The 15,199-nt window shown below is 60.0% G+C and carries 12 protein-coding genes; 7 read left to right on the top strand and 5 right to left on the bottom strand.

Annotated features, from left to right (window positions below; genetic code table 11):
* Positions 1–333: 333 nt before the first annotated feature.
* The 3 genes from nrdA (at position 334) to yfaE (ending at position 4,135) form a co-directional block, all read left to right on the top strand.
* Entirely contained in the window at positions 334–2,601 is a 2,268-nt protein-coding gene (gene nrdA / locus OKC27_RS18445) for a class 1a ribonucleoside-diphosphate reductase subunit alpha (protein WP_270806572.1), read from the top strand.
* Positions 2,602–2,681: 80 nt separating this feature from the next.
* On the top strand, positions 2,682–3,815 hold the full coding sequence (gene nrdB / locus OKC27_RS18440) for a class Ia ribonucleoside-diphosphate reductase subunit beta (protein ID WP_270806586.1): 1,134 nt from the start codon (positions 2,682–2,684) through the stop codon (positions 3,813–3,815).
* Positions 3,812–4,135: a class I ribonucleotide reductase maintenance protein YfaE gene (yfaE, locus tag OKC27_RS18435; protein ID WP_270806571.1), complete on the top strand. Its 324-nt coding sequence runs from the start codon at positions 3,812–3,814 to the stop codon at positions 4,133–4,135. Before nrdB ends, yfaE begins: the two co-directional genes overlap by 4 nt.
* 118 nt (positions 4,136–4,253) lie before the next feature.
* Here the strand turns inward: yfaE and mltA are convergent, their stop codons facing one another.
* Positions 4,254–5,405 (bottom strand): murein transglycosylase A, encoded by a 1,152-nt coding sequence (mltA, locus tag OKC27_RS18430; RefSeq protein ID WP_058052612.1) that lies wholly within the window; start codon positions 5,403–5,405, stop codon positions 4,254–4,256.
* Between the two features lie 150 nt (positions 5,406–5,555).
* Between mltA and OKC27_RS18425 the strand changes: the two genes are divergently transcribed.
* A complete protein-coding gene (locus OKC27_RS18425; RefSeq protein WP_182937498.1) occupies positions 5,556–5,807 on the top strand; it encodes a DUF1289 domain-containing protein in 252 nt (83 codons plus the stop codon).
* Positions 5,808–5,915: 108 nt separating this feature from the next.
* Here the strand turns inward: OKC27_RS18425 and fruA are convergent, their stop codons facing one another.
* The 3 genes from fruA to fruB are packed head-to-tail and all read right to left on the bottom strand — an operon-like array spanning position 5,916 to position 9,726.
* Positions 5,916–7,640 (bottom strand): PTS fructose transporter subunit IIBC, encoded by a 1,725-nt coding sequence (gene fruA, locus OKC27_RS18420; RefSeq protein WP_270806570.1) that lies wholly within the window; start codon positions 7,638–7,640, stop codon positions 5,916–5,918.
* Positions 7,637–8,626, bottom strand: a complete 990-nt coding sequence (pfkB, locus tag OKC27_RS18415; RefSeq protein ID WP_270806569.1) for a 1-phosphofructokinase — start codon at positions 8,624–8,626, stop codon at positions 7,637–7,639. The genes fruA and pfkB overlap by 4 nt, the downstream gene beginning before the upstream one ends.
* The gene (fruB, locus tag OKC27_RS18410) at positions 8,626–9,726 is read right to left on the bottom strand and encodes a fused PTS fructose transporter subunit IIA/HPr protein (RefSeq protein ID WP_270806568.1); all 1,101 of its coding nucleotides are present in this window, start codon (positions 9,724–9,726) and stop codon (positions 8,626–8,628) included. The genes pfkB and fruB overlap by 1 nt, the downstream gene beginning before the upstream one ends.
* A gap of 296 nt (positions 9,727–10,022) precedes the next feature.
* Between fruB and cra the strand changes: the two genes are divergently transcribed.
* The 3 genes from cra (at position 10,023) to OKC27_RS18395 (ending at position 13,377) form a co-directional block, all read left to right on the top strand.
* Positions 10,023–11,009, top strand: a complete 987-nt coding sequence (gene cra, locus OKC27_RS18405; protein ID WP_270806567.1) for a catabolite repressor/activator — start codon at positions 10,023–10,025, stop codon at positions 11,007–11,009.
* A 569-nt stretch (positions 11,010–11,578) separates the two neighbouring features.
* Positions 11,579–12,772, top strand: coding sequence for an aromatic amino acid transport family protein (locus OKC27_RS18400; RefSeq protein WP_270806566.1), 1,194 nt, complete (start codon positions 11,579–11,581; stop codon positions 12,770–12,772).
* Positions 12,773–12,990: 218 nt separating this feature from the next.
* Positions 12,991–13,377: an MAPEG family protein gene (locus OKC27_RS18395; RefSeq protein WP_270806565.1), complete on the top strand. Its 387-nt coding sequence runs from the start codon at positions 12,991–12,993 to the stop codon at positions 13,375–13,377.
* Positions 13,378–13,500: 123 nt separating this feature from the next.
* On the opposite strand, the gene OKC27_RS18390 is transcribed toward OKC27_RS18395, so the two are convergent.
* Complete coding sequence (locus OKC27_RS18390; RefSeq protein WP_042657388.1) at positions 13,501–14,904, bottom strand: DEAD/DEAH box helicase; 1,404 nt, start codon at positions 14,902–14,904, stop codon at positions 13,501–13,503.
* Positions 14,905–15,199: the final 295 nt, after the last annotated feature.

Here is a 15,199-nt window from a genome sequence, read left to right as displayed (position 1 = left end):
GTAAAAAGCCCCCCGTTTCGCAAGCAAAAAAAGTTATTTAAATTTTCCATCTTCGATCGTGAGACTTGCATTTAGCGGAGTGGACGAATGAAAACCCGCTCACTGTGAGCGGTCACTAACTGATGGGGCAAGACTCACAATTTATCCACAGCTCGTCACTTATCCACACATTGCAATGGCGGGCCGACCTCACTATCTTGTAGCTCGAACTTAAAATAACACTACATCTTGTGATTCATCGCACAATCTCTACCCAACTCCCGCACACCGCAGGGGCCAGAGTGGTGCCGTTGTGCGATGGTTTTTCGGGAATCAACTGAAGGTCATCAGCCAATGAACTTGTTTGTGACGAAGCGTAACGGACACAAAGAACCCATCGATCTGGATAAAATTCACCGCGTGCTGGACTGGGCCGCCGAGGGTCTCGACAACGTGTCGGTCTCCCAGGTAGAGCTCAAATCCCACATCCAGTTCTATGACGGCATCCGTACCGCCGACATTCACGAAACCATCATCAAGGCGACGGCTGACCTCATCTCCGAGCAGACCCCGGACTACCAGTACATGGCAGCCCGTCTGGCCATCTTCCACCTGCGCAAGAAGGCCTACGGCCAGTTCGAACCGCCCCACCTCTACCAGCACGTGGCTCGTCTGGTGGACATGGGCAAGTACGACAAACACCTGCTGGAAGACTACACCCAAGCCGAATTTGAAGCGCTGAACACCCATCTGGATCACTGGCGCGATATGGATTTCTCCTACGCGGCAGTCAAACAGCTGGAAGGCAAATATCTGGTGCAGAACCGCGTCACCGGCGAGATCTACGAGAGCCCGCAGTTCCTCTATATGCTGGTAGCGGCCTGCCTCTTCTCCAAGTATCCGAAAGATACCCGTCTGGACTACATCAAGCGCTTCTATGATGCGGTCTCGACCTTCAAGATCTCGCTGCCGACCCCGATCATGAGCGGCGTGCGCACACCGACCCGTCAGTTCAGCTCCTGCGTGCTGATCGAGTGCGATGACAGCCTGGACTCCATCAACGCCACCGCCAGCTCCATCGTGCGTTATGTTTCCCAGCGCGCCGGTATCGGCATCAACGCCGGTCGCATCCGCGGTCTGGGCAGCCCCATCCGTGGTGGCGAAGCGTTCCACACCGGTTGCATCCCCTTCTACAAATACTTCCAGACTGCGGTGAAGTGCTGCTCCCAGGGCGGCGTGCGCGGCGGTGCCGCGACCCTGTTCTACCCGCTGTGGCACACCGAAGTGGAAAGCCTGCTGGTGCTGAAGAACAACCGCGGCGTGGAAGAGAACCGGGTTCGTCACATGGACTACGGCGTGCAGATCAACAAGCTGATGTACCAGCGCCTCATCAAGGGCGGTGACATCACATTGTTCTCCCCGTCCGATGCGCCGGGTCTGTACGATGCCTTCTTCGCCGATCAGGACAAGTTCGAAGCGCTCTACGTCAAGTACGAGCAGGATCCCGCTATTCGCAAGAAAACCCTCAAGGCGGTGGATCTCTTCTCCCTGATGATGCAGGAGCGTGCCGGTACCGGTCGCATCTACATCCAGAACGTCGATCACTGCAACACCCACAGCCCGTTCGACCCGAGCGTCGCGCCGGTGCGCCAGTCCAACCTCTGCCTCGAGATTGCGCTGCCGACCAAGCCGCTCAACAACATCGACGACGAGAGCGGCGAAATCGCCCTGTGCACCCTCTCCGCCTTCAACCTCGGTGCCATCGAGAAGCTGGAAGATCTGGAAGAGATGGCCGATCTGGCCGTGCGAGCCCTCGATGCCCTGCTCGACTATCAGGACTACCCGATTGCCGCCGCCAAGAAGGGCAGCATGGGTCGTCGCACCCTGGGGATCGGCGTCATCAACTACGCCTACTACCTGGCCAAAAACGGTGCCCGTTACTCTGACGGCTCCGGCCTGGCGCTGACTCACCGCACCTTCGAGGCCATTCAGTACTACCTGCTGAAAGCCTCCGTGCAGCTGGCTCGCGAGTTCGGCCCCTGCCCGCTGTTTGGCGAGACCACTTACGCTCAGGGCATTTTGCCCATCGATACCTATAAAAAGGATCTGGATGTACTGTGCAATGAGCCGCTGCATCTGGATTGGGAAAGCCTGCGTTCCGATATCAAGTCCGTGGGCTTGCGCAACTCCACCCTGACCGCCCTGATGCCGAGCGAGACCTCCAGCCAGATCTCCAACGCCACCAACGGCATCGAGCCGCCGCGCGGCCTGGTCTCGGTCAAGGCCTCCAAAGACGGCATTCTCAAACAGGTGGTGCCCGAGTATGATCGCCTGAGAGATCAATACGAATTGCTCTGGAAGCAACCGAGCGTTGACGGCTACCTGCAGCTGGTCGGTATCATGCAGAAGTTTGTGGATCAGGCTATTTCTGCCAACACCAACTACGATCCGGCCCGTTTCGAAGGCAACAAGGTGCCGATGAAACAGCTGCTGAAGGACTTGCTGACCGCCTACAAATACGGCCTCAAGACCCTGTACTATCACAACACCCGTGATGGTGCAGACGATGCCCAGACCGATCTGCAAGATGACGGTTGCGCTGGCGGGGCTTGCAAAATCTAAGTCACGGCAAGATCTGATAACCGGGCGGGAGCATGAAGCTCCCGCTCTCCTGTTTTCTCTATTCACATATTCTGGTAACCATGGCCTATTCAACTTTCTGCCAAACCCAAAACGACCAGCTCAAAGAGCCGATGTTTTTTGGCCAATCGGTCAACGTAGCCCGTTATGATCAACAAAAGCACGAAGTGTTCGAGCGCCTGATCGAGAAGCAGCTCTCCTTCTTCTGGCGCCCGGAAGAGGTGGATGTCTCCCACGATCGCATCGACTATCAGGCCCTGCCGCCGCACGAGCAGCACATCTTCATCTCCAACCTGAAGTACCAGACCCTGCTGGACTCCATCCAGGGCCGCAGCCCGAACGTCGCCCTGCTGCCGCTGGTCTCCATTCCGGAGCTGGAAACCTGGATTGAGACCTGGGCCTTCTCCGAGACCATCCACTCTCGCTCCTACACCCACATCATCCGCAATATCGTCAACTCACCGGCCCAGGTGTTCGACGATATCGTGACTAACGAGCAGATCCTCAAGCGCGCTGGCTCCATCAGCCACTACTACGACGATCTGATCGAGTCGACCGCGCTCTACAACCTGCACGGTGAAGGGACCCATACTGTTGCAGGCCGCGAAGTAACCATCACATTGCGCGGGCTGAAGAAGAAGCTTTATCTGTGCCTGATGAGCGTCAACGCGCTGGAAGCGATCCGCTTCTACGTCAGCTTCGCCTGTTCGTTTGCCTTCGCCGAGCGCGAACTGATGGAAGGCAACGCCAAGATCATCAAGATGATCGCCCGTGACGAAGCACTTCATCTGACCGGGACGCAGCACATGCTGAACCTGATGCGCACCGGTCAGGATGACCCCGAGATGACCGAGATCGCCGCCGAGTGCGAACAAGCCTGCTTCGAGATCTTCAAGGAAGCAGCCATTCAGGAGAAAGAGTGGGCCGAGTACCTGTTCCGGGACGGCTCCATGATCGGCCTGAACAAGGACATCCTCTGCCAGTACGTGGAGTACATCACCAACCTGCGCATGAGCGCGGTCGGCCTGCAGCCAGCCTTTGCCGGTACCAAGCAGAACCCGATCCCCTGGATCAACACCTGGCTGTCATCCGACAACGTACAGGTCGCCCCGCAAGAGGTAGAGGTAAGCTCCTATCTGGTCGGTCAGATCGACAGCGAAGTGAATGCTGACGACCTGGGTGATTTCGAGCTTTGAGTGATGCCACCAACACGCTGACCCCTGCCCCGCACGCGCCTACCGAACAGCAGGCGATCGTGGCACCACGGGTACATACCCGGGATGGTGCCGTGCTGCACGCCCATCCCGGCGAAAGCGTGCTGGAAACCCTGGAGCGCCATGGCCATCGGGTCGAGTTCCAGTGCCGCAGCGGCTATTGCGGCGCCTGCCGCACTCCGCTGCTGGCTGGCCAAGTACACTATCCTGCGGTGCCACTGGCATTTGTCGCCCAGGGGGAGTGCCTGCCCTGCTGCTGCAAGCCGGTCGGCACCATCCGGCTGGATATCCAAAAGAGCTGACGCTGCCACAGGCTTGCAACTCGCACAAAATAGAAAGCCGCCGGAGCAATCCGGCGGCTTTTTTGTCTCTTCATCTTTGCTCGGGCGCCCGATTACAGACGCCCGGCCCCTCAGAGGATTACAACCAGGGGGCGGCAGTCGGCCCGTGGTGCAGGCCCAGCTTCCAGACACGGCCAAAGTGCTTGTAGTGACCCGCCGCGACACCGGCCTTCTCGCCCATGCCGTGGTAGAGATCGAGGTGACCCTTCTTCACCGCCCCGCCCACATCCAGCGCAATCAACAGCCGCAGCTGGTGCTTGCCGGTCCAGTTGCCCTCTTTATCGAGCAAGGGGACTTCGGCGAGGATCGGCGTGCCCATCGGCAATAGGGTCTTGTCGGCGGCAACAGCCGCCAGCGGCAGCAGCGGGATACCGGCCGCGCCGATCACGTCATTGGTGGGCCGACGTTCGAAGAAGACATAGGAGGGGTTCTGCTCCACCAGCTCCTTGACGCTCTCCTCCGGCTGACTATTGGCCCACTCCTTGATGGCCTTCATCGACATCTGCTCTTTAGGCACTTCACCGCGATCAATAAGCACCCGGCCGATACTGACGTAACCGTGACCGTTCTTGCCGCTGTAGCCCAGATATTGCAGTCGATCGTCATCGCCATAGTGGACAAAGCCGGAGCCCTGCACATCCATCAGGAAGTTGTCGATAAGAGACTTGCTGTAGCCCAGCTCCAGCCCGCGGTTGGCCAGCGCCCCCTGATGGATCTGGGCGCGGGTCGGACAGCTGCCGCCACATTTGGGCATGGCATAAATGGGATACTTGTACTTGGCATCCGGACGGTGACGCACCTCCAGCACCGGCGAGTAGTAACCGGTAAACAGCACGTTGCCCATGCGATCGGCGCCGCCCAGCTGGGCCAGGCTGATGCCGTAACGGGTGATGTCGGCAGGATTGCCGCCATTGGCAACCCAACGGGAGAGCTGGTGATAGAGCTCGCCATAACGGCGGGTCATCTTGCCGGAGCGCTGCAATACCAGTCGGCTTTGCGGGCCAAACTTGCTGTAGTCGGCACGCGCACGACTATTGACTCGCTCCACCCTCACCAAATCCTCTGGCAGGGTCCCGTCCAGATACTGCTTGCCCAGATTTTCCGGCACCTCGCAGTTAAGAAAGCATCTGTTGTCGGTCTGTTTTTTGGGCACATCTGCTTTATCAGAGTTGCCCGCACAACCGGCCAGTCCCAGCACTGCGGCGGTCAGCCAGTACGCGTGTTTGTTCATATGTCCTCATATAACGCCAAGAGCCATGCTCGGCGGGGAAGATGCCAAATTTGCAGGGGGAAAGCAAACGACATCAATCACTTGAAGCAGGATTTCTCCAAAGGGGATCCACTGGGTTATAACAAGGTGACAGGATGTGCGAGGTGATGGATGGAACAGCTCGAAATCTTCCCGCTGCAGAGCCCCTGCATCGGGGTCTGCGAAGTGAACAACAAGGGCTACTGCAAGGGGTGCCTGCGCAATCGCGAGGAGCGTTTCAACTGGCTCACCATGACCCCTGCCGAGCAGCAGGAGGTGATGCGCCTGTGCCGCAACCGCAAAGCCCGGGTCGACGCCGCTCGCCGCAAGGCACAGGAAGGGACACAAACCGAGCAACCGGATCAAGCGGGTTGGGATTTTTAAGCTCCTTCCTTACCTGTTTACGACCATCATGAAAAACGTCCCCACACGAAACCAAAAGCGGCCCGAAGGCCGCTTTGTTATTGATTGCATTTACTTACGCTACACCACTCAGGCTGCCGCCAGCTTGGCCTGCACTTCACCGCGCTTGAGCATGGCGTAGGAGACACCGGTCAGCAGCGAGCCTGCGGCAATGGCCACGATATACATCATGACGTTGCTGATGGCGTGCGGGATAAAGAGCACGAACAGACCGCCGTGGGGCGCCATCAGCTCGCAGCCAAACAGCATGGAGAGCGCACCGGTCAGGGCGCCGCCCACCATGCAGGCCGGGATGACCCGCATCGGATCCTTGGCTGCAAACGGAATGGCCCCCTCGGAGATAAAGCACAGACCCAGTACGAAGGAGGCCTTGCCCGCTTCCTGCTCCGCCTTGATGAACTTGGTACGGGCCAGGAAGGTGGCGATCCCCATCCCCAGTGCCGGCACCATACCGGCGGCCATCACCGCTGCCATCGGGGCGTAGGTTTTGGAGGCCAGCAGGCCGACACCGAAGGCGTAAGCCGCCTTGTTGACCGGGCCGCCCATGTCGAAGCACATCATGGCGCCGATGATGACACCAAGCAGCACGGCGTTGGCAGAGCCCATGTTGTTGAGGAACTCGGTCATGGCATTCATGATGCCAGCCACCGGACCACCCACCACGTAGATCATCACCAGACCGGTAAAGAGGCTGGCCACCAACGGAATGATAAGGATCGGCTTGAGCGCTTCCAGGGTGGTCGGCAGGCGCACCTTGTCGCTCAGGTACTTGGCGCTGTAACCGGCCAGGAAACCGGCCACGATACCGCCAAGAAAACCGGCGCCCAGCGAGCTTGCCAGCATACCGCCGATCATGCCGGGGGCGAGACCCGGACGGTCAGCGATGGAGTAGGCAATGTAACCGGCCAGCACCGGGATCATCAGGGCAAAAGCGGAGCCACCACCGATCTTCATCAGGGCGGCGGCCAGGGTGCCTTCCACCTTGAACGCTTCGATACCGAACACAAACGAGAGCGCGATGATAAGACCACCCGCCACCACCATCGGCAGCATAAAGGAGACACCGGTCAGCAAATGCTTGTAGGGGCCAGCCTTCTCTTCTTTCTTGGGCTGGCTGCCGCCACTGTGGCGATACAGTTTTGCCTCGTTCCACGCCTTGTCGAGCTCGGCGCGAGTTTTCTTGAGCGCAGCGCCCGTGCTGGTGCGATAGACCTGCTTGCCATCGAAACGGGCCATGTCCACTTCGATATCGGTGGCGAGGAACACCAGATCGGCAGATGCAATCTCTTCGGCAGTCAGGGCATTCTGGGCACCGACCGAGCCTTGGGTCTCGACGCGGATCTGATGACCCAGCTGCTTGGCCATGGTCTCGAGCGCTTCCGCCGACATAAAGGTGTGAGCCACACCGGTCGGGCATGCGGTGACTGCGACGATGCGCTTGCCAGCGGCGGCGGGTTTAGCTGCTGCGGGAGCGGCTTGATGACGATAGACGCTGGCACCGCTGGTTGCGGCTTCCAGCAAGGCAGCCGGATCTTGCAGTGCGAGATCCATGCTGCCCTGATAGACCCGCTTGCCATCATAGGCAGCGAGATCCACTGGGGCGCTGGCGACAACCAGCACCAGATCGGCGGCGGCAATCTGCTCTTTTGAGGGGATCTGGCGCGGTTGCACGCTGGAGCCGACGTCGAGGGTGAGTTCCCAGCCAGCCAGTTTGGCCTGCTGTTCTATCCGTTTTGCAGCGAGAAAGCTGGTGGCAATGCCCGCAGGGCAAGCCGTAACCAAGATTGCTTTCATTGGGCATCTCCTGAGTTTTCCATTGAGGGGGTATTGCATTGAACCGGTGCCAGCTCATCCAGAGGCTGTACGCGCACCTGTTCAAGTAAGGGGTTGAGCACACTGATATCGCTAAAACCGACCGCCACCTGACTGACCGCCAAGGCCGAGACGGCGGTGGCCAGCCGCAGGGTCTGCTCCGGCGCCCAGCCAAGGCTCAGACCATGGGCGAGACCGGCGACCAGGGAGTCGCCAGCACCGACCGTGCTGACCACCTGCATCCGCGGCGGAATCGCCTGCCAGACGGCATCCGGGGCAAACCAGATGAGGCCATCGGCGCCGTTGGAGATCACCACGTTGGGGATGCCGCTTGCCTGCAGCGCGCGGGCACACTCGGCCTGCTCGCTCAGGGTCTTGATGGGGCGGCCCGCCCACTGGCTCAGCTCTTCCAGATTAGGTTTGACCAGGGTCGGCGCCGCCTTGATCCCTTCGCTTAACGCCGCGCCGCTGCAATCGAAGATCACCTGCTTGCCCTTGGCCTTGAGCAGGCGAATAAGTTGGGCGCAGTAATCGGGGGCCACCCCTTTGGGCAGACTGCCCGCCAGCACGAACCACTCCGCCTGCGCTGCCAGCTCATCGATGGCCTGCTCAAGGGCGCTCACTTCCCCTTCATGGATAGTGAGCCCCGGCAGATTGAGATCGGTGACCCGACCGGACTGCTCGGAGATCTTGACGTTGATGCGGGTGCTGCCTGCCACGCGCACAAAATGATCATCCAGCGCTCGATCTGCAAACAGGGAGACAAAACTCTGTTCATTGTCAGCGCCAAGCCAGCCGGTCACACCCACCTCGCGGCCCAGATCTTTGAGCACCATGGCGACGTTGATCCCCTTGCCCGCCGCACGCAGGTTGGCCTCGCCCACCAGATTGACCTCGCCCAGGCTCATCGCCTCGAGACGGGTGGTGAGATCAAGGGCAGGGTTGAGGGTAATGGTGACAATCTTCATCAATGAGCCCCCTCGCCCAGGCCGGCGGCGATGGCCTCACCGATCCCCTTGAGGGCGGCTTCGGCATCCGCTCCTTCGGCGCGAAACGCCAGACGGTGACCGCACTTGACGCCAAGGCCGATCACCTTCATCAGGCTCTTGGCGGAGACCGCTTCGCCGCTGCCATCCAGATTGGCAACCCGGATGTCGGATTCAAACTCTTTGGCCACCTTGACCAGCATGGCGCCCGGACGGGCGTGCAGGCCGTGGGGGTTGATGATAGTGAAGGTTTCACTGAGGCCGCTCGCGGGGCCCGCTTGCAGCATGGCCAGAGCGTCGCTACCCGCCAGCGTGGCAAGTTGACCGGCCGCTGCCAGTTTGGCCAGATTCTCCAGTTGCGGCAGATGGCTGCTATCTGCGGCGCACAGCAGCAGCAGGGCGCTGACCGGCAGATCACCAGCGAGCAGTTCACTGCTCGGGGTGGCCAGCACCCAACCGGTCTGGGCCGCTTGCGCACGGGCCAGCCAGACTCCCTCGCCCAGATAGGCGGGATCGCTTGCCAGCAGCGCCGTCACCATGGCGGCATCCCCCCAGCCAGCAGACTTGGCGCGGGCGGCCGCACCCAGCAGCAGCTGGTCGCGATCATCGGCCGGGAAGTCAGCCAGGGTCAGGTATTGCACCTCTTTGGCGGCAGTGGCACCGGTCAGGATGTTGATGATGGTGTCGGTATCGGTAGCCTCTTTCAATTGCGCGGCCGCCTGCTCGTCACCCAGCACATGGGTGAGCTGGCGCAAAATGCCCAGATGCTCATCGGACTTGGCGGCAATCCCGATCGCGACGTAGGCAATCTGCCCCTCATCCCACTCGATACCGTTGGGGAACTGGGCCACCATGACGCCGGTGCTCTTCACCAGATGGCGGGTGTCGGTGGTGCCGTGAGGAATGGCGATGCCGCTGCCAAGATAGGTGGCATGTTGCGCCTCGCGGGCCAGCATCCCATCCACATAGCCCGCTTCCACCAGACCGGCTTCGGTCAGTTTGCCTGCCAGCAGGGCAATGGCGTCCGACTTGGTCACCGCCGTCTGCCCCAGCAAGATCTGCTCTCGCGCCAACTTCAACATAGAGACTCTCCATCAGGTTCCGGCCGTACCGGTAGATCACAATTGAACATTCGAGTAACTCGCCAGCTGACAATAGACCCGATCGCGGTTGTCTGTGATCGGTGCCTGATTTTCAGGCCACTGGGTCTCTTCGTTGCTGACAGGCTGAATCGTTTCACCTACACTCAGACTGAATCGTTTCAGCGAATTGATCAAGTACCCACAAAGAGTGCTTTTCAATGATATGATCCCGCGCACACTTTTCGGTGCCCTCACCCGGCAGTGACCGTGGGCCTTGCAACTCAAACAGAGCCAATATGATGAAACTGGATGAAATCGCCGCCCTCGCCGGTGTCTCGCGCACCACGGCAAGCTATGTGATCAATGGCAAGGCCGACCAATACCGCATCAGCCAGGCTACCCGTGACAAGGTGATGGCAGTGGTCACCGCCCACAACTACCAGCCGGACAGCCGCGCCGCCTCCCTGCGTGGCGGCCAGACCAAGACTCTGGGCTTTATCCTGCCCGACCTTGAAAACGCCAGTTACGCCAAGCTGGCCAAACGGCTGGAACAGGGGGCGCGGTCGCAGGGTTATCAGCTGCTTATCGTCTGCTCGGAAGATGATCCCGCCACCGAAAAAGAGTTGGCTCAGATGCTGGTGAGCCGACATGTGGACGCCCTGCTGGTGGCCAGCTGTCTGCCCCCCGATGACCCCTTCTACGGCAAATTGCAGGCACAAGGCAGCCAGATCCTCGCCATCGACCGTGCCATGGCCGCCGACCAGTTCGTCACCGTCGCCAGTGAAAACGAGAAGGCGAGCTTTGATCTCACCAGCTCCCTGCTCACCCCTACCTTACGCCATATCGCCTTGATCACCGCGCTGCCAGCACTCACGATCAGCCAGGAGCGCAAAGTCGGTTTCGAGCAGGCGGTCGCCAGTCACAGCGCGGCTCGCCACCTGTGCGAGGGGGATCACTTCTCCCGCCTTGAGGGGTATCGCCTGATCAAAGATCTGCACCAGCAGCTGGGCCAGTTGCCCGAGGCACTGATCACCACTTCCTATATCCTGATGGAGGGAGTGCTGGACTATCTATTGGAACAAGAGACCGATATGAGCCAGCTTGCCATGGCCACCTTCGGGGACGATCGGCTGCTCGATTTTCTCCCCTTTGGCATCAACTCCCTGCCCCAGCAGCACGATGCACTGGCGAGCCAGGCGCTGGAGCTGGCGCTCAAGGCGGTGAACGGCGAATACCAAAGCGGGCTGCACTATGTAAGCCGCACCCTCAAGCGCCGCCGCTAACCCGCTCCGTAGCAGATCAGGTTTGCTGGCAATGGGTGGGCAAAGAGAACAGATGACAATAAGGCTGCCAGCATCGGCAGCCTTATTGCTTCTCCCCACAACCCTGCCCGCACGCTCTGCTTTCTCTGCATGTCTGACCGACTAAACAGCCGGTCTCCACACCCCTTTTGCCCCTCAACGCCACGCCAACATCAATACAAGGCCCTCCCCGCGCCCCTATCTGTGCTGCTGCTACTTGGCTTGTCTGTATCTATGAGCCCCCTTGCCAGTCGTTTTTTCGGTGCTTTTTTCTGCAATTAGCCACCACTGTCATCATTTATTTCCACTTATTGCCACAAGCCAGCACAAGATCCGTATAAAAGGGGTTGTTTCCGCTATTTCGATCCGCTAACGTGGCAACCATATTTTACAAGTGACAGGTTTTAGGTACAGATGTTCCAGTTCCGATATTGCCAGCCTCCGGCCTTATCCCCGGAGGCGCCTGCTGATAACGCCAATTGACCCCTCTTGTTGACGTCACTGCTGACACCACCTGTCTGCACTGACACCGCTACGTTCGGATGGATAACATGAATACCAAAACCCTGGGTTGTACCCTGTTGATCGCCGGCACCACTATAGGCGCCGGCATGCTGGCCCTGCCGCTGGCCTCCTCTTCCCTCGGCGGCCCCGCCACCCTGATGCTGATGGTCGGCCTCTGGGCCCTGATGGCCTTCACTGCCATGCTGCAAGTAGAAGCGAGCCTCAACACCGGCAAGTGGTACCTGCACCAGCTGGCGGATCATCTGCTCGGCCCCTGGGGCAAGCGCATTGCCTCCTTCTGTATCCTGATGTTGTTCTACTCGCTCGCCTCCGCCTACATCAGCGGCGGCAGCAGCCTGTTGGCACAGGCGCTGGCAGATGCGGGCATGACCCTGACCCAGGAACAGGCTGCCTGGGCCTTTACCCTGCTGTTTGGCGGCATGGTCTGCGTCGGTACCCGCTCGGTGGATTACCTCAACCGGCTGATGTTCACCGTCAAGCTGGTGATCATGGTGGCGGTGCTGGCACTGCTGCTGCCGCGCGCCGAGGGGCAACATCTGCTCTCGATGCCGCTGGGTCAGGGCTTGTTGCTGGCGGGCCTGCCGGTCATCTTCACCTCGTTCGGCTTTCACGGCTCCATTCCGAGCGTGATGCTCTACCTCGGTGACTGCCCCAAGCAACTGCGCCGGGTCTTTGTCTGGGGCTCTGCCCTGCCGCTGATCCTCTACGTGCTGTGGCAGGTGGCGATCCTCGGTCTGCTCGGCCAGCAAGCCCTGCTGCAAACCGGTGGCGCGCTGGACAGCCTGCTGGCCAACGTCGGCAAGCTGGTAAGCTGGCCTGCGTTTAATCAGGCGATGCACCTGTTTGCCGATCTGGCGCTCGCCACCTCCTTCCTCGGGGTGACGCTGGGGCTGTTCGACTTTATGGCCAAGGCGACCCATCGCAAGGATAACTGGCAGGGCCGCAGCCAGACTGGCCTGATCACCTTTGTGCCGCCCCTGCTGTTTGCCCTCTACTTCCCGCAGGGCTTTATCATGGCGCTCGGCTACGCCGCCATTGCGCTGGCAATCCTCGCGGTACTGTTGCCGGTGGCGCTGGTGTGGCAGAGCCGCAAACAGGCGCCAGCCCACCACTACCGCGCCCCGGGTGGCGTAGTGGCGCTGGGACTGGCCGCCGCCATGGGGGTGCTGATCGTCGGCGTACAGGTCAGTGTCAGCCTCGGAATGCTGCCAGCGCTCTAATCCTTGCCGAGATTCAATTCTCTTAATAGCAAAAGCCCCGCCAATGGATATTGGTGGGGCTTTTGCTATTAAGGTCGATTTAACGTTCGCAACATCGCGATATGACGGGTCAATATGGTACAGATGACTGCTACCCTCAGAGGCAAACCATTGAGACGCCAAGCAATATAAATCAAGTCACAAGCGACTCGACATCATCACACCGGGAGCCAGATATCATGACCATACTGCCTGTTTACGCGGCCCTGCTCGCGCTGCTTTTTGTGTTGCTGAGTATTCGTACCATTCGCACCCGCCATAGTCGCAAGGTGGCGCTGGGCCATGGCGATGATCCCGCCATGCTGCGGGCCATGCGGGTACACGCCAACTTTGCCGAGTATGTCCCCCTCGCCCTGCTGCTGATCTATTTCGTCGAAACCGGCAACCAGACCCCCTGGCTTATCCATCTGCTGGGGAGCGCCTTGCTGCTTGGCCGCCTCTGCCATGCATTTGGCATGAGCCGCACGCCGGAGAACTTCCGTTATCGAGTCGCAGGAATGGGGCTGACCTTCGCGGTGATCCTGATGAGCGCGGCCCATATCCTGATCACGGCGCTGCTCCCCTGACGTTTTGCCGGCAGGCTACGCTGTCCCACCAAAACCCTGTCTACAGGAAATAGAAAAGCCCTGCCAGATTGGCAGGGCTTTTTCAGTCAACCGTAAAGCTGGGGAGCCAAACTCCCGAGCCGCTTACTGGTTGTGGGTAGCGCGACGGGGGCGACGGGCCTGAGCCGGTTTGCCAGCACCATCAGCCGGACGCTGACCACCTTGCGGCTTGGGCTTGCCACCGTTACCGGTACGCGCGCCACCTGCATTGCCATTAGAGGCAGAACGACCGGCACCCTGACGCTGGCCTTGACCTTGCGGGCGCGGCGGGGTGCGGCGCTGCTCGCTCGGATCACGAGGCTCTTTGCGCAGCGGCGCGCCGATACCACGGGCGATGTTGTCCAGGGTCTCGCGGGAGGCTTCAAAACCGGCCACCTGCTCGCACGGAATGTTCTGCTTGGTCAGACGCTCGATCGCCTTGATAAGCTTCCCTTCATCGGCAGCAACCAGGGAGATGGCGTGACCGGCAGCACCGGCACGGCCGGTACGACCGATACGGTGCACGTAATCTTCTGCCACGTTGGGCAACTCGAAGTTGACCACTTGCGGCAGCTTGTCGATGTCCAGACCACGGGCGGCGATGTCGGTCGCCACCAGCACCTTGACGCTACCATCCTTGAAACCGGCCAGTGCGCGGGTACGGGCACCCTGACTCTTGTTGCCGTGGATGGCGGCGGCGCTGACGCCGTTCTTGTCGAGGGTCTCGGCAACGCGGTTGGCCATGTGCTTGGTACGGGTGAACACCAGTACCTGCTGCCAGTTGTTGCTGGTGACCAGATGGCTCAGCAGGCCAATCTTGTTGGCCTTGTCGCACGGGTGAACCAGCTGCTCGATACGCTCGGCGGTGCTGTTGCGCGGGGCGACTTCGATCACCGCCGGATTATCCAGCAGACCGGTAGCCAGCTCGCGGATCTCGTCGGCGAAGGTCGCGGAGAACAGCAGGTTCTGGCGCTTCTTCGGCATCAGGGCCAGGATCTTGCGGATGTCGCGGATAAAGCCCATGTCAAGCATGCGGTCCGCTTCGTCCAGTACCAGGATCTCCACTTCGTCAAACTTGACGGCATTCTGGTTGTAGAGGTCCATCAGGCGGCCGGGACAGGCCACCAGCACGTCCAGACCACGGCGAGTCGCCATCATCTGCGGATTGATGCTGACGCCGCCGAACACGACGTGGCTGCGCATCGGCAGGTGTTTGCCGTAGTTACGCACGCTCTCGCCCACCTGGGCGGCCAGCTCGCGAGTCGGGGTCAGCACCAGCGCACGAATGCGGTTCGGAGAAACCTTGCGCTTGCTCTCCATCAGACGTTGCAGCATCGGCAGGGTAAAGCCTGCGGTCTTGCCGGTCCCTGTTTGGGCCGCCGCCATCAGATCGCGGCCAGCCAGAACGGCGGGGATCGCTTGCTGCTGAATGGGAGACGGGGTGTCGTAGCCTTGTTCGGCAACGGCACGCAACAAGGGTTCGGCCAGACCGAGGGAAGTAAAACTCATAGTTACCTGCTAGGGATAGTGGCGCCGGGGATTTGTGGTGGGGCTCCTCTGCTGAGCCGATGCCATCTCACAAGATCTGGGCCTATTGAGAAAACAACGATTTCCCCGGGGAGCAGAGCAAAGGGGAAAGAATAGAGGCGCAGTCTAACGGAGTTGCCCGGGATAAACGAGAAAAATGTGATGTTCCTCCCAGCACGAACAGAAAAGCCCCCTGCTGCCCCTAATGCCGATCAGTTAAGGATCCATTGACCGATCCTCCTGATGTGTAAAAATCCGAAACCTGTTGATTGGTTTC

Origin of the sequence: Aeromonas sp. QDB62 (genome assembly GCF_027705695.1) — a bacterium.
Lineage (GTDB): Bacteria > Pseudomonadota > Gammaproteobacteria > Enterobacterales > Aeromonadaceae > Aeromonas > Aeromonas allosaccharophila.
This window is presented reverse-complemented; position numbering and strand designations above follow the sequence as displayed.